Raw genomic sequence first — 20,375 nt, 5'->3', positions numbered from 1 at the left:
AGGGCGGGATCTGATCCCGCCCTTGTTTTCTGCCTTAGCCGCCGAGGCCGAGGCGGCGCTGCCACCAGCCGGCCTTCTTGGGCTTGGCCTCTTCGGCCGGCTTCTCTTCGTCCGCAGCGGTCGAACTCACGAGGATCTCGCCCTCGGGGATCTGCTTCTTGGCGCGACGGCTCGGGGCCTTCGCGGCTGCCGGCTCGGCAGCGGGGGCAGCTTCCACCGCCGCAGGAGCAGCTTCCTCTGCCGTGGGGGCTGGGGCCGCCGCCGTTTCCTCGGCCGGAGCGGCCTTGGGCTTGCGGGCGCGGGTGCGCTTGGGCTTTTCGGCGGGAGCCTCGGCCGGAGCTTCTGCCTCGGGCGCCGGAGCAGCCTCGACAACTGCCGGTGCGGCTTCGGCTACCGCCGGCGGAGCCTCCTTGGCTACGGGCTCTGCCTTCTTCCGGCGGCCACGCTTGGGCTTCTCGGCAGGGGCTTCGGCGACCTCGGCCGGGACTTCTGCAGCCTCGGTGACGACCTCGACCGGAGCGACGACGGCGACCTCGGCGACCACCTCAGCGGCGGGTGCATCGGCCTCGGCCGTCTCGGACTGCGGCGTGCCATCCTCGTTGCGGCGGTTGCGGCGACCACCGCGACGGCCGCGACGGCGGCGGCGGCGGGGTTCGCCATCGGCGCCGACTTCGGCGGTCGAACGATCGGCAGCCTCGTCCTCGTCCTCATCGCTTTCCTCGTCAGAGGGGGCTGCGGCTTCGGCAGGCTTGCGCTGCTGTTGCTGGGGACGTTCCTCGCCGCGCTCGCCACCACGACGGCGGCGACGGCGACGACGACCTCCGCGCTCGCCATCCTCGGCGCGCGCCGGGCGTTCGCCCTGGGCCTCGTCCTCTTCCTCTTCATCCTCGATCGCGGCGTCGAGCTCGGCGTCCTCGGCCAGCGTCGCAGTGTCGACGCGGACGTGGGTGCCGGCAGTTTCGACGCGGTCGATGACGCGGGTTTCGCCGCGCTCGATAGCGTAGTGGGACGGACCGACGTGATCGTCGGCGACGATGGTGACGGAGAGGTTGTACTTGGCTTCGAGCGCGTTCAGCGTGCCGCGCTTGGAGTTAAGGATGTAGAGCGCGACGTCGGTCGGGACGCGGACGTTGATCGACTGGCCAGGCTTGCGGAGGACGTGATCCTCCACATTGCGCATGACCATGAGCGCAAGGCTCTCGACCGAGCGAACGAGGCCGGTGCCGCTACAGGTCGGGCACTTGTGCGTCGAACTCTCGACGACACCGAAGCGGATTCGCTGGCGGCTCATTTCGAGCAGGCCGAAGTGCGAGATGCGGCCCACCTGGATGCGGGCGCGATCGTTCTTCAGGCATTCCTTGAGCTTGCGCTCGACCGCGCGGTTGGAGCGGTTCTCGACCATGTCGATAAAGTCGATGACGATCAGGCCGGCGAGGTCGCGCAACCTCAGCTGGCGGGAGACTTCCTCCGCCGCCTCGAGGTTGGTCTGGAGCGCCGTGTCCTCGATGTTGTGCTCCTTGGTCGCCCGGCCGGAGTTCACGTCGATGGAGACGAGTGCTTCGGTGGGGTTGATCACAAGGTAGCCACCGGAAGGCAACGTGACCTGCGGCGAGAACATCTGGTCGAGCTGGTTCTCCGCGCCATACTTGGAGAAGAGCGGAGCATCTTCCTTGTAGAGCTGCACGTTCTTGGCGTGGCTCGGCATGATCATGCGCATGAAGTCCTTGGCCTCGCGGTAGGCGTCGTCGCCGGCCACGAGCAGCTCGTCGATCTCCTTTGAATAGAGATCGCGGATGGTGCGCTTGATGAGTGAGCCTTCCTCATAGACGAGGCAGGGCGCCTGCGACTTGAGAGTCAGGGTGCGGACGTTCTCCCACAGGCGCTGCAGGTACTCGAAGTCGCGCTTGACCTCGGCCTTGGTGCGCGAGGCGCCCGCGGTACGCAGGATGATGCCCTGACCCTGGGGGACTTCGAGGTCTCCGACGATCTCCTTGAGGCGCTTGCGGTCCGCGGCGTTCGTGATCTTGCGCGAGATGCCGCCGCCACGGGCGGTGTTCGGCATCAGCACGGAATAGCGACCGGCGAGCGACAGGTAGGTGGTGAGAGCCGCGCCCTTGTTGCCGCGCTCTTCCTTGACGACCTGCACCAGCATGACCTGCCGGCGCTTGATCACTTCCTGGATCTTGTAGTCGTGACGCCGGGGCGCTGGACGGCGGCGTTCCTGCGCGTCCTCGAGCGCGTCACCACCACCGATGCTCTCGACCGGCTCGTTGTTGGCGGGCGCCTGCTCGATGTGACTGGCCTCGTCGCCTTCTTCGGCGTCGGTCGACTGCGAATCGTCCTCGGCACCAGCCTCGGCCGGCGCAGAGGCCTGATCGTGATCATCGTCGTCGTGATCTTCTTCGTCGCGCAGCAGGGCTTCGCGATCGGCGATCGGGATCTGGTAGTAGTCGGGATGGATTTCCGAGAAGGCCAGGAAGCCGTGGCGGTTCCCGCCGTACTCGATGAAGGCTGCCTGGAGCGAGGGCTCCACGCGCGTCACCTTGGCGAGATAGATATTACCCCTGAGCTGCCGCCTCGTGGCGGATTCGAAATCGAATTCTTCGAGCTTGTTACCGTTGGTAACGACGATCCGTGTCTCTTCCGGGTGGATGGCATCCACCAGCATACGCTTTGTAGCCATAAACTAAGTCTCCGCGCCGTCGCGCGCCGACACTGGGAGACCGGCGAACCGGTCCTCCTGCGGTGGCGCCATGCGAGGCGAATGGTTCTAGGAAAGTGGCGCGATTGGCGCCGACGAGAGCGACGGCGCAGGCGCCGCCACGAGACTGGAGAGCGAAGGCAAACGGGACCTCGTCGACAAAAGCGCAACCGCTATTCGGGATCGCGTCAATCTTTGTCCGTCCGGTCGCCATCAGACCTCTTCCTTGAGAACGTGCCAGCTTTCGCCGCCTGTTCTTCGGTCCTCAAAGGACCGAGATTCTATCGTGAGACGCCAAATGTGCCGCACTTCGGACCGGAAAACGCTGGTCCGCCGCTGCCATCATCCGAGGCCCGAGGCGCCAATTGCGCCGCTCCGGCATATGGTGGGGGCAGCAGGCCGCCTCAAGATGGCTTTAGGGTTGTTGCCGCAAATTGGCAACAGGAAACTCAAAACCCGCAGGTACGCTAGGGTTCCAAGAGAGGCGCTGTGTTGTGTTATCGACTCGCCATAGATAACGCCGCAGAATCGCCCGAGTGATCTGTTGGTTAGCGCGCGATTCACGGGAGCATTGCTGATTGCTGAAGTCTGCCGGTTCCGGCGGTAATTCCGGCGGATTTTTCGAGTTTTTGGCCGTATTCCTGGTCGCGACATTGTGTCTACTCGGGGTGACGCCTGCGCTGGCGCAGATCGTGTCCGTTGAGGATTACCCCGATGTAATGGATGCTCGCGTCTCTGCGACGGCTGAGCGCGCGCGCCTCATCATCGACTTGTCGGGGCCGACCGAGTTCGCCATCGCGACGCTGGACAACCCAAACCGCATCGCCATCGACGTCAAGGCGTTCGAGGTGAAGATCCTGGCGCCGGCCGACGTGGCCGGCGACGGCCTCGTCAGCAGCTACTCTGTGGAGATGGCCGAGAAGGGCAGGGCGCGGACGCTCCTGACGCTCGCCAAGCCCGCATTGGTGCAGCAGGCCTACATGATGGAAGCGGTGGCCGATCAGCCGGCGCGGCTCGTGGTGGACCTGATTCCGACGGACGAGATGACCTTCAATGCCAAGGTGGCCGCCGACCTCGCCGCTTCGGTTGCCAACCAGGGCGCAGTTCCGGAAACGACGTCCACCGATCCAGGCACGCACGCCGCCCCCGTCGCGGAGACGCGTCCGCTCGTCGTGCTCGATCCCGGACATGGCGGTATCGACAATGGCGCCAGTGCACCCAACGGGGTGCACGAAAAGGACATCACGCTCACCTTCGCCCTGCAGTTGCAGAAGGTGCTGATGGAGACCGGGCACTTCGATGTCGCTCTGACGCGCGAGGACGATGCCTATCTCACGCTCAACCAGCGCGTGGACCTCGCTCGCCAGAACAAGGCGGACCTGTTCATTTCGCTCCACGCCGACAGCTTCCAGGAACCGGAGATTCGCGGCGCCAGCGTCTATACGCGCGACGAGAACGCCACGGACGTGCTCGACAAGGTGCTGGCGGATGGCGAGAATCGATACGACATCGTTGCCGGCTTCGCCCTGCCGCAGGCCACCCCGGCGGTGATGGATATCCTCGTCGACCTGATGCGTCGGGAGATGCGCAAGTCGAGCTTCCTCGCCGCCGAGGCCATTGTCCACCAGCTCGAGCCTAGCGTCGCCCTGAGGCGCTTCCCTGTGCGTCAGGCAGACTTTTTCGTGCTGCAGGCGCCGGATGTTCCCTCCGTCCTCGTCGAGCTCGGGTTCCTCTCGAATGCCGCCGATATCGCCAACCTGCAGCAGTCGGACTGGCGGGACCGGGTGGTCAATGCGCTGGCCCGCGGTATCGCCGACTATTTCGACCAGACGCAGAAATCGGCAGCGGTCGCTCCGTGACGGAACCGCCGCAATGCGAGAGCCGTTCGTCGCAAGTTATTGAAAAGGCGGGCTCGTCCACATTTCCGCCCTTGTCTGGTATGATTCCGCGTTCTATCGCGCCTGATCCGGCCTCCCCGGAGGCGCCCGCTCCAAGGTTCAGGTACTAATGCTCAGACTTCTCGGCTGGCTGTTTGGTTTTGGCGTGTTCTGCGCCCTGGGTGCCGTTGCGGTGGGCGCGGTCTATCTCAACCAGTTGAATGACAACCTGCCGGACTACACGGTTCTCAAGGACTACCAGCCGCCGGTGACGACGCGCGTTCACGCGGCCGACGGCACGCTGCTCGCCGAATATGCGCGGGAGCGCCGGTTGTTCCAGCCGATCGAGACCATCCCGCCGCTGATCACCAATGCGTTCATCTCGGCGGAAGACAAGGACTTCTACAAGCATTCCGGCATCGCAGTGGACGGCGTGGTTCGTGCGTTGCGCGACAACATCATGGCGCGCGTCGAGGGCAATGATGCCATCCAGGGCGGCGGCTCGACCATCACCCAGCAGGTGGCCAAGAACTTCCTGCTGACCTCGGAGCAGACCTGGGACCGCAAGATCCAGGAAGCGATCCTGTCGCTCAGGATCGAGTCGACCTTTTCCAAGAACAAGATCCTCGAGCTCTACCTCAACGAGATATTCCTGGGGCTGAACTCATATGGCGTGGCCGCGGCCGCGCTCAACTATTTCGACAAGGCGCTGTACGAGCTGACGCTCAGCGAGGCGGCCTATCTGGCGGCCCTGCCCAAGGGGCCGAACAACTATCACCCGTTCCGCCGGGCCCAGCAGGCCGTCGAGCGCCGCAACTGGGTGATCGATCGCATGGTCGAGAACGGCTACGTGACGGCGGAAGATGCGGCCGCCTCGAAGGCGGAGCCGCTGAACGTCAAGCCGCGCACCTCGGGCAGCCAGCTTTATTCGGCCGAGTACTTCACCGAGGAAGTGCGCCGGCAGCTCGGCAAGCTCTACGGCGAATCCGAGCTCTATGGCGGCGGCCTGTCGGTCCGTACGACGCTCGACCCGCACCTGCAGGAATATGCCCGCAAGGCCCTGATGAACGGGCTCATCCGATATGACCACAACGAAGGGTTCCGCGGGCCTGTAGCATCGGTGGACATCACGGATGACTGGGGTATCGCAGTCAACGCGATCAAGCCGCTCAACGACGTTCCGGAATGGCAGCTCGCCGTTGTGCTCGAGATGGGCGCCAACGAGGGGCGGATCGGTCTACGTCCGGCCACCGACGTTGAAGGCAAGGTCTCGGAAGAGCGCGCGACCGGCACGCTCGCGGGCCCTGACATCAAGTGGGTGAGCAAGAAGCTCGGGACAATCCTCGCGCCGGGTGACGTGATCTACGTGTCCAAGGTCCCCGACAAGGAGGGCGCCTATACGCTCGAGCAGATACCCGAGCTCGAGGGCGCCCTGGTGGCGATGGACCCTCGTACCGGGCGTGTGCTGGCCATGGTGGGCGGGTTCTCCTATGCGGAGTCCGAGTTCAATCGCGCCACGCAGGCCATGCGGCAGCCCGGCTCGTCGTTCAAGCCGATCGTCTACTCGGCGGCGCTCGACAACGGCTACACCCCGGCCTCGGTGGTGCTCGACGCGCCCATCGAGGTGGTCAATGCCGACGGCTCGGTCTGGCGGCCGGAGAACTACGCGCAGCAGTTCTATGGCCCGCAGACGCTGCGGCGCGGCATCGAGCGCAGCCGAAACGTGATGACCGTGCGCCTGGCGCAGGACCTGGGCATGCCGCTCATCTCCGACTACGCCAAGATGTTCGGCATTTACGACGACCTCAACCCGGTGCTGGCCATGGCGCTCGGCGCTGGCGAGACGACGGACATGCGCATGACCGCGGCCTATGCGACGATTGCCAATGGCGGCCGTCGGATCGTGCCGACGCTCATCGACCGTATCCAGGATCGCTACGGCAAGACCATCTACCGGCATGACGAGCGCGTCTGTGATGGCTGTGTCGCCGATGGCTGGCACCAGCAGGGCGAGCCGCTGATCATCGACAATCGCGAGCAGGTGCTCGATCCGATGACGGCCTACCAGATCACCTCGATGATGGAAGGCGTGGTGCAGCGCGGTACCGGCACGTCGGCCAAGTCGCTGAATCGTCCCGTGGCCGGCAAGACCGGGACCTCGAACGACTACAAGGACGCCTGGTTCATTGGCTTCACGCCCGAGCTGGCCGTGGGCGTCTATGTCGGCTTCGATACGCCGCGCAACATGGGCCGGCAGGCGACCGGCGGTGAGCTGTCGGTGCCGATCTTCACCGAGTTCGTGGCCGATGCCCTGAAGGGCAAGCCGCCGACGCCGTTCAACATGCCGGGCGGCATGGCACAGGTCTGGATCGACCCCAGCACCGGGGTGAAAGCCAATGGCGGCGACATGGCGATCTACGAGGCGTTCAAGCCCGGCACGGGCCCCAATCTCGTGACCTCGGTGATCGGCGTCGATTCCAATGCGTTCCAGGCCATCCAGACCGGGCAGGACCCTGCGGCGACCGACATGACACTGGGACGCGGCGGGCTGTTCTAGGCCCGCCAGCGCTTACGGCTTCCTTACGCCGGGTCGCCCAAGTCGCAATCGAACGCCTATGCGGGGGCTTCTAGCTTTCGATCGCCGGCCGGTGACGTGATCATCGGCCCGGCGGTTGAAAGGAAGAAGACCATGTATTTCCCCCGTTCCGGCCTTGGCCATGTGTCCCAGGCTTCGGCGACAGCACGCAGCGGGGTCCTGAAGCGCGAGCACGAGCGGGCTCGCGCCAGGACCTTCATTCCATCGGCCGACGAGGCCAGATCGCTCGAACGCGCGCTGTCGATCGTCGCGGCCGTGGCTATCGGCGGCTTTGTGATCGTTCTGCTGGCGGTGGCGGCAGGAGCCTGACCATGCATCGGCAACGACCGCGCGCGAACGTTCGCGCCCCGCGCTTCACCGTGGGCCGCGACGTGCGGGGCAACTGGGTTGTCACCGACGCGAAGGGCCTTGCCGGCGGGATCTTCAACGATCGCTCCGCAGCTATCCACTTCGCGCTTGCCGAGAGCCAGTCTCCGGCAGATGTCTGCGTTGCGCCCGCGGGGCAGGTGCTAAGCCTCGACGCCGTATTCCGGCACTGACAGCTTCCCCGAGCCGCCACTATCGGCGGCCCGGGACCAGCCGCGCGGCAAGCCTTGCACACGCTGCTCCCCGGTGTTATCGACCGCGTCGCGCCGGTATAGCTCAGTTGGTAGAGCAACTGATTTGTAATCAGTGGGTCGCGGGTTCAAATCCTGCTGCCGGCACCAGCCTCCCCGAAGCCCCGATCGAGTCGTCCTGGAATCCGGGCGGTGTTTGCCTGCATTCGTGGCGAAGTGTGCGCTCATTTGAAGCCAATGATGGTTGGAGCCTGAACCTCTGATCCAGTTTCCGTCGGCAGGATGTCCGGTGGGAGGATAGGAGGTCTGAGATGAGGCTCCTGCTTCTAGCGTCGGCTTTCGCCGGCGTGATCGCGTTGGCGTCGCCCGCGCAGGCGCAGTTCTGGAACGACGACTACAACTACGGCTGGCCGCAGAACCCCAACAACCCGAATTTCGATCCGGCTGCGGCGGCGATCAACTCGCTGAACGCGATGTATGGTCATCGGCGGGGCGGCTACTCCAGTCCGATCGATTTCAGCCTGATCGACCAGATGGAGCGCGGCGACTACAGCGCGTTCAAGAGCTACCACGCGCGCTGCCAGGCCCGATACGTCAGCTATGACCGGAGGAAGGGCACCTATATCGGCAGCAACGGCATGCCCAAGCGGTGCAGGCCCTAGCCATCGGTGGAACCTTTTGCAGGCAGAGGCCGTTCGGAGGGCAAGGTACAACGCCCGCAAGAACGTGAGCCTCTATTCCAACTCAGGAGCCGCCCGGTGATGCCGGGCGGCTCTTTTTTACTGCAGCTTGGTCAGGAGCTACGCCGGTTCAGCGGTCAACACCCCCGCATGGTGGCAGGCAACTGCCTGCCGGGCATGCGGCTTCGGCTCCAGCGCCGGCGCTTCGGCAGCGCACACCTCAGTCGTTTTCCAGCAGCGGGTGCGGAACGAGCAGCCCGAGGGCGGGTTGGCGGGGCTGGGCGGATCTCCCTGCAGTACGATGCGCTTGCGCTTGCCGCGGAGGTCGGGGTCGTCGATCGGTACGGCGCTGAGCAGCGCCTGGGTGTAGGGATGCTGCGGGTGCTCGAAGATTTCCTCGCGGGTGCCGATCTCGACGATCCGCCCCAGGTACATCACCGCGATGCGGTCGCAGATGTGGCTCACCACCGACAGGTCGTGCGCGATGAACAGGTAGGCGAGTCCGAACCGCTCCTGCAGGTCTTCGAGCAGGTTGATCACCTGCGCCTGGATCGAGACGTCCAGCGCCGAGACCGGCTCATCGAGGATCAGCAGCTTGGGATTGAGCGCCAGCGCGCGGGCGATGCCGATGCGCTGCCGTTGTCCGCCCGAGAACTCGTGCGGGAAACGGTTGCCGTGCTCCGGCGCCAGCCCCACAAGCCGCATCAGTTCGGCTACCCGGGCCTGCGCCTCGGCCGCACTCATGCCGGAAAGCCGCAGGGGTTCGGAGAGGATCGCGAACACCGTCATCAGCGGGTTGAGCGAGGCGAACGGGTCCTGGAACACGTACTGCATGTCGCGCCACATGGCGGTGAGTGCTGTGCGCTTGCCATGCACGACAGGTTTGCCGTCGAACACGATCCGGCCACCGGTTGGCTGTTCGAGCCCGATGATGCAGCGCCCGGTGGTCGACTTTCCGCAGCCGGATTCGCCGACCAGCCCGAGCGTTTCGCCGGCACGTAGCGTCAGGCTGATGTCGTTCACCGCCCGGATGGCCGGCTTCCGCGCGCCGCCGCGTGCGCCGTAGTGCTTGACCAGGTTGTCGATCTGCAGCAGGGGCGACCCCGATGGCGCCGGTCTTGCCTCGGCGGTCATGCTTCAACCCTTTCCTGGCTCTGGCGGAGTTCCTCGGCATAGTGGCAGGCCGACCAGTGGGCGGCTTCGATCTCACGCATGACCGGCACGTCCGTCCGGCACGGCAGGCGGCCGGCGGAATGCGCGCAGCGCGGGTGGAAGGCACAGCCAGAGGGACGGTTGACGAGGCTCGGCGGCGCGCCCGGGATCGGGGTCAGCCGTTCGGACCGCTCATGCATGCGCGGCAGGCTTGCCAGCAGCCCCTTGGTGTAGGGATGGCGCGGTGCGTGGAACAGCGTCCGCACGTCGGCGGTTTCGACCACCCGGCCGCCGTACATCACCACCACCCGGTCGGCCAGTTCCGCCACCAGCCCCATGTCGTGGGTGATCAGGACCATCGCCGCCTGCGTTTCGGCCTGCGCCAGTCGCAGCGCTTCGAACACCTGCGCCTGGATGGTCACGTCGAGTGCGGTAGTCGGCTCGTCTGCGATCACCAGTCGCGGCCGGTTGGCGATTGCCATGGCGATCAGCGCGCGCTGCCGCATGCCGCCGGAAAACTGGTGCGGGAACTGATGGTAGCGCTCTGGGGCGTTGGGGACGCCCACCGTCTTTAGCAGTTCGACCGCCCGCTCGGCCGCTTCGGTCCGGCCCATGTCGCCATGCGCCAGCATCGCCTCGGCGATCTGGAAGCCGACGGTTAGCACCGGATTGAGCGAGGTCATCGGATCCTGGAAAATCATCGAGATGGCCTTGCCGCGGATGGCGCGCATCTCGCCCGGTGTCACCGTCAGCAGGTCGCGTCCCTCGAACAGGATGCGCCCGCCCGCGATCCGGCCAGGCGGCCGGGGGATGAGGCCGAGCACCGACATGGCGGTGACGCTCTTGCCCGAGCCGGACTCGCCCACCACAGCCAGGGTCTCGCCCGGCCAGATCTGGTACGACACCTCGTCGACGGCGCGGACCATGCCTTCGGCGCTGCGGAACTCGGTGATGAGGCCTTCCACCGAAAGCAGCGGCTGGCCGGAGTTTTCATGGACCATCGATCAGTTCCGTTGCGCCTGCCGCGCGTCGAGCGCATCGCGCAGCCCGTCGCCGATGAAGTTGATGGTGAGGCAGATGGCGATGATCACCAGTCCGGGGAACGTCACCAGCCACCATTGCGTCTGCATCGCCCCGCGGCCGTCCGAGATGAGCTGGCCCAGTGCAGGAGTAGGGGGCTTCACGCCGAAGCCGATGAACGACAGCGCCGATTCGATCAGGATGGCCGACGACACGGTCAGCGTGGCGTTGACGATGATCGGCCCCATCATGTTGGGCAGCATGTGCCGCCAGATCACCCGCCACGGCGAGGCGCCGGACAGCGTTGCGGCCTCGACGAACTCGCGGGTACGCATCGAGAGCACCTGCGCCCGCACCACGCGGGCGATCAGGGTCCACATGAGCGACGAAAGGATGATGGCGATCTGCAGCGGCGAGCCCTCGCCGATGAAGGCGATGAGGATCATCAGCAGCGCCAGGCCGGGGAGGATCAGCACAAGGTCGGTGAAGCGCATGAAGAGGTCGTCGACCCAGCCGCCGAAATAGCCGGCGGTGGCGCCGATCAGGGTGCCGATGAGCGTCGAGAGCAACGCCACAACCAGCGCCACGAAGATCGAGGTGCGGGCGCCATAGAGGACGCGGGTGAAGTAGTCCCGGCCGAGCTTGTCGGTGCCGAACAGGTGCCCGCCCTCAAGCGTCGGCGCGAGCCGCGCGGCGCGCAGGTTCATCCCGTCAAAGCTGTACGGCGTCACGTACTCGGCGCTGAACGCGACGATGATTATGGCGGCGAGAATCACGAGGCTCGCCATGGCCACGCGGTGGCGCACGAAGCGCCCCAGCGCCAGCCGGAACTGCGAGCGCACTTTGACGTCGAGCCCTTCGCGATCGCCGGCCGCAGCCGCTATGCCGTGGTCGGTCATTTGTTGATCCTCGGGTCGAGCACGCCATAGAGCAGGTCGGTGATCAAGTTCATCAGCAGCATCACGGCCGAGGTGACCACCAGCCACGCCATCAGCGAGTAGGTGTCGCGGGTGTTGAGGGCGTTGAAGAAGTAGAGGCCCATCCCCGGCATCGAGAAGATTGTCTCGATCAGGATGGTGCCGTTGAACAGGTGGCCGATGCTGACCCCGATCACCGTCACCAGCGGCAGCGTCGCGTTCCTGAGGCTGTGCCGTATCAGCACGGTTCGCTCGTCGACGCCCTTGGCCCGGGCCGTGCGCACATAGTCGGAGTTGATCACCTCGAGCATCGAGGCGCGGACATAGCGGCTGTGGGAGGCGATCGAGGCGATCGACAGGACCAGCACCGGCAGCACCAGGTGCTGGATGCGGTCGACCAGCCAGGCAAAGCCGCTGCCCGCATTGTCGGAGCTGAGGCCGGAGATGTAGAAGATCCGGATGCCTGTTGCCTCGTAGAAGTTGACCGTCAGGATTTGCAGGATCAGCGCCAGCCAGAACACCGGGATGGCGTAGCCGATAAAGCTCGCGAGCGTCGTGCCGTAGTCGAACAGCGAATACTGGTAGCGGGCAGCGAGGGTGCCGATGACGATGGCGACGACGATGGCGAGCACCTCGGCCGCCAGCACGACCTGCAGCGTCGTGCCGAGCGCCCGGCTCAGTTCCGGCCAGATCGGCCGGTCGTAGAGCAGGTCCGTGCCGAACTGGTTGAACACCAGGTCGCGCAGCCAGTAGCCGTACTGGATGATCAGCGGGTCATCGAGGTGCTTCTTGTCGATGAGCCGCTGCAGCGCTTCCTGGCTGATGCCGGGCTGCGAGCGGATCTCGCCCAGGGGATCGCCGATGGCGGATATCCCGAAGAAGATGATGATGGTCGCGACGAACAGCACAGCCATGCTGAACGCGAGACGCTGGAAGACAAACCGCATGGATCAAGCTCGGGGCGCGCTGCGTCGGGAGTCGTTCGTCCCAGCGGCGTGGTGCCGCCGGGACGAAGCGTTGCGGTGGGGCGGGCGTTACTGCACCCGGTGGATCTCGTGCGAGTTCCAGTTCCAGTACCAGCCGCCGATCGAGACGCTGCCGTCCTGAGCCGGGCTGACGTTGAAGCCTTCGACACGCTTGGAGTTGTAGACCACCATACGGGGCAGGCCGAAGTAGGGGATCAGCGCAACGTCCTTGGCGATGATCGCCTCGTACTGGTTCATCAGGTCGGCACGCGCCGCCGGATCCGGAGTCTTCAGCGCCTCGTTGGCGAGGGCGTCGGCTTCCGGGTTGCAGTAGCCGGTGGTGTTGGTCGGCGAGTCGCAGCCATAGACCGTCAGGATTTCCTTGGCGTCGTTATAGGGGCCGCCATGGCTGATGATCTGGAAGTCGCCTTCGGGCAGGCGGGTGCCGAACTGGATCGCCGCCGGCGCGAAGTCGGCGTTCACCTTGATGCCGACTTCGGCGAGGAACGACTGCACGATCTCGAAGGTGAGCTCGCGCCGCTCGTTGCCCGAGGTGCTGAGGTAGCCGAACTCCAGCCGCACCCCGTCGCACTCGAACACCGTGTCGGCGCCGCGCACGCAGCCGTTCTGCTCCAGCAGGGCGATCGCGCCCGCCGGATCATAGTCGAGGCTGGAGAAGTTCGGCTTGTAGTAGGGGCTGGTCGTCTCGAAGAACAGGCTCTGCGTCGGCTTGGCCTCGGGGTCGATGGGGCCCATCAGGTTCTCGACCAGCGCGACGCGGTCGATGCCCATGCCAATGGCCTGGCGGACGAACGGCTTGTCGAGGCCCGGAGTCTTCAGGTTGAAGCGCATGAACTCGGTGACGAGGCCGGAGCGGGCGTTCACCTTCATGCCATCGAGATTGGCCACCGCGCTGATGATCTGCGGCTGCGGCTGCGGATCTGAGGCATCGATCTCGCCGCTGCGCAGCAGTTCGAGCAGCGTGTTGGTCTCCGGCACGAAGCGGATGACGATGCGGTCGAGCTTGGGGCCGTCGGCCCAGTAGTGCTCGTTCTTGACGAACGAGATCTGCTGGCCCTTCTCCCAGGCCTCGAACTTGAAGGCGCCGTTGGTGACGCCCGGGCCGTCGCGCCAGGCGGTATCCCAATCCTTGCCCTCGAGGTCGTGCTTGGGCAGCAGCAGCGGGAACATCTGCTGGTAGTAGGCGTAAGGCTGGCTGAAGTCGAAGCGGATCACCTTGTCGCTGATGATCTCGTAGCCCGTGATCAGGTCGTACGGCCGCCGGTTGGAGATGGTCCAGTCCGGGTTGACGATCGTCTCGTAGGTGAAGGCGTAGTCCGCTGCCGTGATCGGCGTGCCGTCGTTCCACACCGCGTCGTCGCGGATGGTGTAGGTCACCGTGAACGGGTCGTTGGTGATCTCGGCTTCCTTGGAGATGATGAACGGCACCGGCTCGCCGCCGGGCGGGAAGCGGTAGGTCCCGACGTTGAACAGACCGCCGGTCGCCGAGGCGGCGCCGCCGCCAGCGCTCGGGTGCAGGATGTTGAGGCTGCCCGGCTCCTGCTCGTGCGCGAACACCATCGTACCGCCCTCGGATGCGCTCTGCGCAGCGGCTGGCGACAGTCCTGCCGCCGCCAAGAACAGTGTCGTAAGGGCGAGTTTGAACAGGCCGCTGCCAGGGCGACCGCCAAATATGCTCATAGCTAGCTTCTCCTCCAGAGCGGGTCGACTTGTTGTTTGTCGCCGCGCACAACCGCCTCCTCCTCCGGAGGCGCTATACTTGTTTCAATGGGCAGTACAGCGTCCCATATCTGGAACATTGCGTTCCAATGCTTCAAGTATTCAGTCTGCGGAAGAGATGTGTCAATGCTGGTGCCGGCATCGTGGCGTCCCACTTTAGGCTATGAGTGGCGAGGTTATGCGTGGACTGGATGCCGGCCGAGCGAGATGCCAATGTTCGGCAGGCAGTGATTCCTCGGAGAGCCATTTGGCTAGGCGACAGAGGACCAAGTCGGCTATCGCTGGTCTGCCGCGGCACGCAGCCTTCGCGTGGGCAGCGGTTGTGGGCATAGCTGTGTTTGCGGCTACTCTGCTGGTGCTGCCTCGCTACGCGGTGGCAGTCGGCGCGAATGCCATGTTCGTCACCTACCTGACGCTTGTCGCGATAGAGTTTCCGCGGCTGACGGCCGACTTCCTCTACCAGCGACCGGATGAAGCCGATGTGCCCGTTGCGGCGATCTTCGGAATTGTCGTGCTGGTGGTGATCGTCGCGGTGGCGACGCTGTTTCTCACCCTCAACAGCGGTGAGGGCAGGGACCAGCTCGCGATTACAATCAGCGTCGTGTCGGTGTTGCTCGGCTGGTTCACAGTGCACACCATGGCTGCACTTCACTACGCTCACGTGTACTACCTGGATGACACGCAGGAGACCTCCAAGGTGCTCGGCGGGTTGGAGTTTCCTGGCGATGAGCGGCCGGACGGCCAAGCCTTTCTCTACTTCGCCTATGTGCTCGGGATGACAGCGCAGGTCGCTGACGTTGCGGTCTCGTCGGCCAGAATGCGCAGGCTTGTCACCCTGCACGGGGTTTTCGCGTTCTTTTTCAATACGGTGATCGTCGCAGCGACGGTGAATGTCGTCGTCGCGGTGGCGGGCAGTTGACTTCGCTTGGGGATCGGGCGTGATGGAGGGTATCCCAAGTCGCCCGACGGCTTGTCTTGAGGAAAAGCAAAAGATGAGAAAAATCCGCCTTCTGGCTGTTTCCGCAGCACTATCGCTGGGGCTGTTGCTCGCTGCTTGCGGCAACAACTCAGCGCCACCACCACCGCCTCCCGCCGCGACGACGCCGGCGGCAGAGTCGCCTGCGGCTCCGGCCGCAGCCACCGACACCGCAGCGGCCGAGAAGGCGGCGGCGGAGAAGAAGGCTGCTGAGGAAAAGGCTGCTGCGGACAAGGCCGCCGCCGACGCCAAGGCGGCTGAGGCAGCTGCTGCCAAGGCTGCAAAAGAGAAGAAGGCGGCCGATGCCGCTGCCGCCGCCAAGGCTGCGGAGGAGAAGAGGGCGGCTGAGGCTGCCGCCGCCGCCAAGGCTGCGGAAGAGAAGAAGGCGGCTGAGGCTGCCGCCGCCGCCAAGGCTGCGGAGGAGAAGAAGGCAGCCGAGGCTGCCGCTGCTGCCAAGGCTGCGGAGGAGAAGAAGGCGGCTGAGGCCGCTGCCGCCGCCAAGGCTGCGGAAGAGAAGAAGGCGGCTGATGCTGCCGCCGCCGCCAAGGCAGCGGAAGAGAAGAAGGCAGTTGAGGCTGCCGCTGCCGCCAAGGCAGCGGAAGAGAAGAAGGCAGCTGAGGCTGCCGCCGCCGCCAAGGCTGCGGAAGAGAAGAAGGCAGCCGAGGCCGCCGCTGCCGCCAAGGCTGCGGAGGAGAAGAAGGCAGCCGAGGCTGCTGCTGCCGCCAAGGCAGCGGAAGAGAAGAAGGCAGCCGAGGCTGCTGCTGCCGCCAAGGCAGCGGAAGAGAAGAAGGCAGCTGAGGCTGCGGCTGCCGCCAAGCCTGTCACGGCTGCGGGAGCCAAGGGTGCTGCCGATGCTGCTGCGGCTATTGCCGCTGCCCAGATCGAATCGTCGGCCGAAGTCGCCGCTTCTACGGCCACATCCACGACAGAGGAGGCCGCTGCCAGCGCGGCGGCCGCCGAGGCCAAGGGGGGCGCGGACGCTGCCGGTGCAGTTACCGCGGCAGAAGCAAAACCCGCGGCGAGCGAGGCCGAAAGCAAGGGTGCAGCCGATGCCGCGGCTGCGGCTACTGCGGCCACCGAGCCGGTGATGACGACCCCGGCAATGGGCATCCTGCCCGCCAGCGGGCTCAAGCCCGATACGCGCCTCGCCGTCGGGGCCAAGACCGATGAGATCGGCTACCTGGGTGTGTGGGCGCCTGACTACGCTGCGTGCGGCGCCGTGGACCAGCCCGGCAGCAGCGGCTACGCCGTGATCACGAAGATCAGCCTGCGGCAGGGGAGCGACATCCTCCTCGTCGATGCCGTTCCGGCTACCGGCGACAAGGCGACGCTGAAGGCGGGCGACAAGAGCGTGGAGATCGTCCAGGCGGGTCCGGATGCCATCAGCATCAACGGCACCGCGATGGTGCGTTGCACGCTGCCCTGAACGAAGGGGCCGGGCTAGTCCCGGCCCTTACTCGCTGCGGCCGGCCGTGGCGGCGAAGAGCGCGATCGCCGCGGCATTCGACACGTTCAGCGACTTGATCGGCCCCGGCATGTCGAGGCGCACCATCTCGTCGCAGAGTTCGCGGGTGCGTTGCCTCAGGCCCTTGCCCTCGGCTCCGAGCACGATCGCAATTGGATCGTTGCCGGTACGTGGCCGAAGCGGAGCAGGGGCCTCGGAATCGAATCCGAGCACGGTGAGGCCGCGCTGCTTGAGCGTCTCGATGGCGTCGCCCAGGTTCCTGACCTCGATCATCGGCACGAGGTCGAGGGCGCCCGAGGCGGCCTTGGCCATGACACCGGTCTCGCGGGGAGAATGGCGGGCGGTCGTCACCACGGCATCTGCGCCGAACGCGCAGGCGGTGCGGAGGATTGCACCGACATTATGCGGATCGGTGAGCTGATCGAGCACGACGACGAGGCGCATGTCCCGGATGTCGGCAAGCCCGAACCGGCTCACCGGGTCGACCTCCAGCGCCACGCCCTGGTGCACCGCATCGGCGCCAAGCAGCCGATCGAGCTCCTTCGGCGTGGTTTCGGTGTACCTCATCGTGACCGGCGCGCCGCCTTCCTGGAGGCGCATGAGCGCGTTCGGCGTGACCAGCAGGGCCCGCTTCTCCCGGAGTGGATTGTCGAGCGCCGCGCGCACGGTGTGAAGGCCGTAGAGATAGACCGGACCGGTATCCGGGTCGTACTTCGGCTTGGGCGGGAATTTGTTGCGGCTCATAGGGATGCCCTAGCGGTTTTGATGTCCCGCAGCAAGACAAGCCAGCTCCTGGGCAAAGCGCCGATTGGGTGTTGACAGGCGGGCGGCGCCCCTACATATACCGCCCCGACGACGCGCCCGGGGACGGGCGCCGATCGTTTCTCCGGCTCTGTGGAGGGGTGGGAGAGTGGTTAAATCCGGCAGACTGTAAATCTGCTCGCTTAGCGTACACTGGTTCGAATCCAGTCCCCTCCACCACTCCCTGAAATTGGTAGTCGTTACAGAGCCTTGCGGAAAGTTGCCCGCCGACCTCTGGGCTGGCTGGCTCATGCTCTCTTTCTGTTCGGTGTAGGCCCGCGACTGGGCTTGTTCGCCGCGAGGCACGGGGCCCGGCGACCGATAGCGATGGGGCGGCTACTCACACCAACTCGCACGCTCGGTGCTTCGGGCCTTTGCGAGGCCGGCTTCGATCAGTTGCTCGCCGATCGATCGTCCGTGGCGGGTTACCAGGCGGAGATCGGCCTCGTTTGCTTCGCCCAGGTCGAAGGGGCCGGCATTCAGGAGGTCGCGCAGTTTAAGGGCAGCGAGCCAGGAGCGATTGGAGGCGGCGGGGCAGGCCGAAGTGTAGCGGGCCGGTGCCTCCGCGTCCGACAGCACGATCAACTCGCCGCGCAGGTAGAAGCTGTCGCCCGAGAGCACGCAGGTGATGTGGGGCAGGGCCTCGCAGAGCATGAAGCCGGCCTCCTCGGCAACGGCCGGGGCGGGAGCCGCGAGGAGCGGCAGGAGCGCGAGGGTAGCCACGGCACGCATACGGGAGGGTGACTCCGGCACAAGCTTGCTGACAATGCACAATAGCGGGATTGAAGAGGCTTGCCAGTCCGGCGCATCAGCCACTAAAAGCGATCCGCCCGGCGCGGGTGTAGCTCAATGGTAGAGCAGCAGCCTTCCAAGCTGAATACGAGGGTTCGATTCCCTTCACCCGCTCCAGTTTCCCCCTTCAGTGCCTTTGCGGACAGCTTGCGCCGCGGCCAACGACACGGACCTGGACGGGGTCCAGATAGTCTATCCCGACTTTCTCGATGGTGGCCATCGAGGCTTTCCCGCGCCCCGTGAACAGGTCGATTCTGCGTCCCTTGATCTTTTCGCCCGTATCGGTGGCAACCCAGATGCCGTCGTGGGTTCCGCCGCCGGGAAGGCGGATGCCGCGGGTCTCGGCAATGAGCAGCCGGGAGCCGAGGGGGACGAGGTCAGGATCGACCGCGGCGGACCGGAACGGCACGAGGGCACAGCCGCGCGCATCTATTCCGTGGGGGGCACTGACGCGGCGCCAGCGGACTTCGCCGCGGATGATCCGGTCGAAGTTGAGGATCGTGCCATCCGCGAGCTCCGCGGTACCTTCGATCGACGCAGCCTCGACGAACTGCCGCGAGCCGGCAGCGAGCACGTTCCCCTTGATGTCGCGAAACTGGGCGTCCTCGCCTGGGTGGTAGTCAGCTTCGACAGCCGAGTAGTAGAGCGAGGAGCGCAGGGAGAAGGTGTCAACTGCACCTGCCGCGCCGATGCCCAGCAGCGGTGCCACCCACACCGCGCAGATAATGAGATGACGGGCCGCGCTGCGCCTGGTGGATTCGCGGCGGGCAAACCAGCTTCGACGTTCTGCGCCTTTCCTCATGTGCGATCCTCAGCGAGGCGTGTTGATGCCCTTCCGGCTACGACATTCCTTCCCGCCCAGCATACGAGGTTGGGGGGCGGAGCGTATGTATATCACTCAAGCGCCGGCGGCTTCCTTCACGATCCAGTCACGGAAGGCCCTGATCTTGGGCACGTTGCGGCGGCTTTCCGGGTAGGCCAGCCAGTAGGCGTTTCCCTCGTCGATAACCTGGTCGAATGGCTGGATGAGGCGACCGTCGGCGACTTCACGCCGGAAGTACTCTGGGGTGAGCAGGGTTACGCCCTGGCCGGCCATCGCGGCGGCGGCGTCGAGGGTCTGCATGTTCATCGAGGGGAGCGTTTGGCGCTCGAGCACATCGGTGGGCAGGTTGTTGGCGGTCAGCCAGGTAATCCACCAGGGGTCCTTCGAATCGAGCAGGGGCAGCTTCAGGATATCGGCCGGTTCGTGCACGCCACCGATGGAGGCTGCCAGTTCGGGCGAGAGCATCGGCGTGAACCGGACATCGATGAGCTTGATGGCGACGAGACCCGGCCAGTTGCCCTTGCCGGCCCGAACGACGATATCGACCTCCTCGCGCGAGAAATCGACGAGGCGCTGCATGACCTCGAGCCGCACGGCGATATCGGGATGCTGCATCTGGAACACGCCCAGCCTCGGCGCCAGCCATTGCGAGGCGAAGGTGTGCATGGTGTTGACGATGAGCATGCCGCCCTCGCGCTCTCCCAACTCCTCGAAAGCTCCCCGCAGGATCTCGAAGGAACGGGTGACCTCGGGAGCAAGGCGAAGTCCGGCGGCCGTCAGTACAACCTCGCGCGGGCGCCTCAGGAACAGGGGCGCGCCGACGCGTTCTTCCAGCACCTTGATCTGGTAGCTCACGGCGGCCTGGGTCATCCCCAGTTCCGCAGCCGCCCGCGTAAAGCTCAGGTGACGGGCCGCAGCTTCGAACACGCGGATCGCGGCGAGCGGGGGAAGGTAATCTGGCATAAGGCCTCCTTATGCACGATACTCGACCTTTGGTTGGAATTCAAAGCCTTGGTGACGCATCTCTGCTTCAACGCATCGAAAGCGAATGGAGATTGAGATGCTCTATCGAGATACCGGCCCGGCCCACCGCGCACGCTGGCAATGGCTGGCGCGCCTCGTGCCCGCCGGCCGCCCCGCCCACCAACTCACCGACATACGCGACCTCAGCCCGTACCTTCGTGCCGATATTGGCGCGCCGGGCGGGAGCTATCCCTGTCGATCCTGAGGGTGACCAGCGGCGCCGACTGCGAGAGGGGAACTGAGACTGGCCCGGCCCTGCTGCCGGGCTTGGCTTTTCGACAGGCACTCAA

The 20,375-nt window shown here is 65.5% G+C and carries 17 protein-coding genes and 3 tRNA genes; 10 read left to right on the top strand and 10 right to left on the bottom strand.

The window, feature by feature from the left end; all coding sequences use genetic code 11:
* Nucleotides 1-34: 34 nt before the first annotated feature.
* Nucleotides 35-2,683, bottom strand: coding sequence for an Rne/Rng family ribonuclease (locus PRN20_RS13730; protein ID WP_273957974.1), 2,649 nt, complete (start codon nt 2,681-2,683; stop codon nt 35-37).
* A gap of 647 nt (nt 2,684-3,330) precedes the next feature.
* Here PRN20_RS13730 and PRN20_RS13725 point away from each other — a divergent pair.
* The 6 genes from PRN20_RS13725 to PRN20_RS13700 all read left to right on the top strand — a co-directional run bounded on the left by PRN20_RS13725 (nt 3,331) and on the right by PRN20_RS13700 (nt 8,393).
* The gene (locus PRN20_RS13725; RefSeq protein WP_273957973.1) at nt 3,331-4,560 is read left to right on the top strand and encodes an N-acetylmuramoyl-L-alanine amidase; all 1,230 of its coding nucleotides are present in this window, start codon (nt 3,331-3,333) and stop codon (nt 4,558-4,560) included.
* Nucleotides 4,561-4,708: 148 nt separating this feature from the next.
* A complete protein-coding gene (locus tag PRN20_RS13720; protein WP_273957971.1) occupies nt 4,709-7,135 on the top strand; it encodes a penicillin-binding protein 1A in 2,427 nt (808 codons plus the stop codon).
* Between the two features lie 132 nt (nt 7,136-7,267).
* The gene (locus PRN20_RS13715; protein ID WP_273957970.1) at nt 7,268-7,483 is read left to right on the top strand and encodes a hypothetical protein; all 216 of its coding nucleotides are present in this window, start codon (nt 7,268-7,270) and stop codon (nt 7,481-7,483) included.
* Nucleotides 7,484-7,485: 2 nt separating this feature from the next.
* Nucleotides 7,486-7,713: a hypothetical protein gene (locus PRN20_RS13710; RefSeq protein ID WP_273957968.1), complete on the top strand. Its 228-nt coding sequence runs from the start codon at nt 7,486-7,488 to the stop codon at nt 7,711-7,713.
* Between the two features lie 92 nt (nt 7,714-7,805).
* Nucleotides 7,806-7,881: transfer RNA gene (locus PRN20_RS13705), tRNA-Thr, on the top strand.
* A 161-nt stretch (nt 7,882-8,042) separates the two neighbouring features.
* Nucleotides 8,043-8,393 carry a BA14K family protein gene (locus tag PRN20_RS13700; protein ID WP_273957967.1) on the top strand — a complete coding sequence of 117 codons (351 nt, stop codon included), beginning with the start codon at nt 8,043-8,045 and terminating at the stop codon, nt 8,391-8,393.
* A gap of 138 nt (nt 8,394-8,531) precedes the next feature.
* On the opposite strand, the gene PRN20_RS13695 is transcribed toward PRN20_RS13700, so the two are convergent.
* From PRN20_RS13695 to PRN20_RS13675, 5 genes are all read right to left on the bottom strand, one after another.
* Nucleotides 8,532-9,545 (bottom strand): ABC transporter ATP-binding protein, encoded by a 1,014-nt coding sequence (locus PRN20_RS13695; protein ID WP_273957966.1) that lies wholly within the window; start codon nt 9,543-9,545, stop codon nt 8,532-8,534.
* The gene (locus PRN20_RS13690; RefSeq protein ID WP_273957965.1) at nt 9,542-10,564 is read right to left on the bottom strand and encodes an ABC transporter ATP-binding protein; all 1,023 of its coding nucleotides are present in this window, start codon (nt 10,562-10,564) and stop codon (nt 9,542-9,544) included. The genes PRN20_RS13695 and PRN20_RS13690 overlap by 4 nt, the downstream gene beginning before the upstream one ends.
* Before the next feature lie 3 nt (nt 10,565-10,567).
* The gene (locus PRN20_RS13685; RefSeq protein ID WP_273957964.1) at nt 10,568-11,482 is read right to left on the bottom strand and encodes an ABC transporter permease; all 915 of its coding nucleotides are present in this window, start codon (nt 11,480-11,482) and stop codon (nt 10,568-10,570) included.
* A complete protein-coding gene (locus tag PRN20_RS13680; RefSeq protein WP_273957963.1) occupies nt 11,479-12,447 on the bottom strand; it encodes an ABC transporter permease in 969 nt (322 codons plus the stop codon). The genes PRN20_RS13685 and PRN20_RS13680 overlap by 4 nt, the downstream gene beginning before the upstream one ends.
* A gap of 87 nt (nt 12,448-12,534) precedes the next feature.
* Complete coding sequence (locus PRN20_RS13675; RefSeq protein ID WP_273957962.1) at nt 12,535-14,166, bottom strand: ABC transporter substrate-binding protein; 1,632 nt, start codon at nt 14,164-14,166, stop codon at nt 12,535-12,537.
* 373 nt (nt 14,167-14,539) lie between these two features.
* On the opposite strand from PRN20_RS13675, the gene PRN20_RS13670 reads away from it, so the two are divergent.
* Nucleotides 14,540-15,124 carry a DUF1345 domain-containing protein gene (locus tag PRN20_RS13670; RefSeq protein WP_273957960.1) on the top strand — a complete coding sequence of 195 codons (585 nt, stop codon included), beginning with the start codon at nt 14,540-14,542 and terminating at the stop codon, nt 15,122-15,124.
* A 73-nt stretch (nt 15,125-15,197) separates the two neighbouring features.
* Entirely contained in the window at nt 15,198-16,607 is a 1,410-nt protein-coding gene (locus PRN20_RS13665; protein WP_273957958.1) for a hypothetical protein, read from the top strand.
* 27 nt (nt 16,608-16,634) lie between these two features.
* Here PRN20_RS13665 and rlmB read toward each other — a convergent pair whose 3' ends face one another.
* A complete protein-coding gene (rlmB, locus tag PRN20_RS13660; protein WP_273957956.1) occupies nt 16,635-17,390 on the bottom strand; it encodes a 23S rRNA (guanosine(2251)-2'-O)-methyltransferase RlmB in 756 nt (251 codons plus the stop codon).
* A gap of 152 nt (nt 17,391-17,542) precedes the next feature.
* Between rlmB and PRN20_RS13655 the strand changes: the two genes are divergently transcribed.
* A tRNA-Tyr gene (locus PRN20_RS13655) sits at nt 17,543-17,627 on the top strand.
* Between the two features lie 156 nt (nt 17,628-17,783).
* Here the strand turns inward: PRN20_RS13655 and PRN20_RS13650 are convergent.
* Nucleotides 17,784-18,179, bottom strand: coding sequence for a hypothetical protein (locus PRN20_RS13650; protein WP_273957955.1), 396 nt, complete (start codon nt 18,177-18,179; stop codon nt 17,784-17,786).
* A 103-nt stretch (nt 18,180-18,282) separates the two neighbouring features.
* Here PRN20_RS13650 and PRN20_RS13645 point away from each other — a divergent pair.
* Nucleotides 18,283-18,356: transfer RNA gene (locus tag PRN20_RS13645), tRNA-Gly, on the top strand.
* 10 nt (nt 18,357-18,366) lie between these two features.
* On the opposite strand, the gene PRN20_RS13640 is transcribed toward PRN20_RS13645, so the two are convergent.
* Together PRN20_RS13640 and gcvA are read right to left on the bottom strand one after the other, a co-directional pair.
* Nucleotides 18,367-19,041 carry a 3D domain-containing protein gene (locus PRN20_RS13640; RefSeq protein ID WP_273957954.1) on the bottom strand — a complete coding sequence of 225 codons (675 nt, stop codon included), beginning with the start codon at nt 19,039-19,041 and terminating at the stop codon, nt 18,367-18,369.
* Nucleotides 19,042-19,137: 96 nt separating this feature from the next.
* On the bottom strand, nt 19,138-20,025 hold the full coding sequence (gcvA, locus tag PRN20_RS13635; protein ID WP_273957952.1) for a transcriptional regulator GcvA: 888 nt from the start codon (nt 20,023-20,025) through the stop codon (nt 19,138-19,140).
* Nucleotides 20,026-20,375 lie beyond the last annotated feature (350 nt).

Source organism: Devosia sp. ZB163, assembly GCF_028613635.1.
Classification (GTDB): domain Bacteria; phylum Pseudomonadota; class Alphaproteobacteria; order Rhizobiales; family Devosiaceae; genus Devosia_A.
The sequence above is the reverse complement of the archived record's forward strand: the minus strand, read 5'-3'. Positions and strand labels throughout refer to the sequence as shown.

What these genes read in the sequence shown, in the direction of transcription:
- PRN20_RS13730 (WP_273957974.1), bottom strand. Translation starts at nt 2,683, where the DNA reads ATGGCTACAAAGCGTATGCTGGTGGATGCCATCCACCCGGAAGAGACA.
- PRN20_RS13720 (WP_273957971.1), top strand. Translation starts at nt 4,709, where the DNA reads ATGCTCAGACTTCTCGGCTGGCTGTTTGGTTTTGGCGTGTTCTGCGCC.
- PRN20_RS13715 (WP_273957970.1), top strand. Translation starts at nt 7,268, where the DNA reads ATGTATTTCCCCCGTTCCGGCCTTGGCCATGTGTCCCAGGCTTCGGCG.
- PRN20_RS13710 (WP_273957968.1), top strand. Translation starts at nt 7,486, where the DNA reads ATGCATCGGCAACGACCGCGCGCGAACGTTCGCGCCCCGCGCTTCACC.
- PRN20_RS13700 (WP_273957967.1), top strand. Translation starts at nt 8,043, where the DNA reads ATGAGGCTCCTGCTTCTAGCGTCGGCTTTCGCCGGCGTGATCGCGTTG.
- PRN20_RS13695 (WP_273957966.1), bottom strand. Translation starts at nt 9,545, where the DNA reads ATGACCGCCGAGGCAAGACCGGCGCCATCGGGGTCGCCCCTGCTGCAG.
- PRN20_RS13690 (WP_273957965.1), bottom strand. Translation starts at nt 10,564, where the DNA reads ATGGTCCATGAAAACTCCGGCCAGCCGCTGCTTTCGGTGGAAGGCCTC.
- PRN20_RS13685 (WP_273957964.1), bottom strand. Translation starts at nt 11,482, where the DNA reads ATGACCGACCACGGCATAGCGGCTGCGGCCGGCGATCGCGAAGGGCTC.
- PRN20_RS13680 (WP_273957963.1), bottom strand. Translation starts at nt 12,447, where the DNA reads ATGCGGTTTGTCTTCCAGCGTCTCGCGTTCAGCATGGCTGTGCTGTTC.
- PRN20_RS13675 (WP_273957962.1), bottom strand. Translation starts at nt 14,166, where the DNA reads ATGAGCATATTTGGCGGTCGCCCTGGCAGCGGCCTGTTCAAACTCGCC.
- PRN20_RS13665 (WP_273957958.1), top strand. Translation starts at nt 15,198, where the DNA reads ATGAGAAAAATCCGCCTTCTGGCTGTTTCCGCAGCACTATCGCTGGGG.
- rlmB (WP_273957956.1), bottom strand. Translation starts at nt 17,390, where the DNA reads ATGAGCCGCAACAAATTCCCGCCCAAGCCGAAGTACGACCCGGATACC.
- PRN20_RS13650 (WP_273957955.1), bottom strand. Translation starts at nt 18,179, where the DNA reads ATGCGTGCCGTGGCTACCCTCGCGCTCCTGCCGCTCCTCGCGGCTCCC.
- PRN20_RS13640 (WP_273957954.1), bottom strand. Translation starts at nt 19,041, where the DNA reads ATGAGGAAAGGCGCAGAACGTCGAAGCTGGTTTGCCCGCCGCGAATCC.
- gcvA (WP_273957952.1), bottom strand. Translation starts at nt 20,025, where the DNA reads ATGCCAGATTACCTTCCCCCGCTCGCCGCGATCCGCGTGTTCGAAGCT.